The organism is Vibrio sp. HENC-03, assembly GCF_000305755.2.
Classification (GTDB): domain Bacteria; phylum Pseudomonadota; class Gammaproteobacteria; order Enterobacterales; family Vibrionaceae; genus Vibrio; species Vibrio owensii.
Genome location: NZ_JH976056.1, coordinates 1 through 325, shown reverse-complemented (window position 1 = coordinate 325; position 325 = coordinate 1). Strand labels below are relative to the sequence as shown.

Below are 325 nucleotides of genomic sequence, written 5' to 3'. Positions count from 1 at the left end.
CTCGGAGAAATTCAAGCGTCGCACCATCGGTGAATCTGGCGACGTAAACCCGCAATGGGATCAACCATTGATGATTGAACACAGTTACGCCCTGCTTCTTGAACGCACTGGCGCTCTGGTTCCTCGTCGTGAATACCAGTTGCAACTTGAAATCAATCCAGAAGATCCATTGGCGGGTGCCATCGTGACAGCTCTTATCCCTGTCGACCCAGAAATTAAGAAGCACTTCGAAGCTTCGATGAAATCAGTTCAAGGTTAAAAAAATGTCTGTATGCGTCACCGTTGTTAACCAGTACGGCAATTTAAAAGCGACGAAAACTCACGT

Annotated in this window: 1 protein-coding gene; it reads left to right on the top strand. The window is 47.1% G+C overall.

Features of this window, described 5'->3' with window-relative positions; all coding sequences use genetic code 11:
• Positions 1–259 (top strand): DUF1293 family protein (locus VCHENC03_RS23165; protein WP_009704424.1); only part of this gene is annotated, 259 nt, incomplete at its 5' end.
• Positions 260–325: the final 66 nt, after the last annotated feature.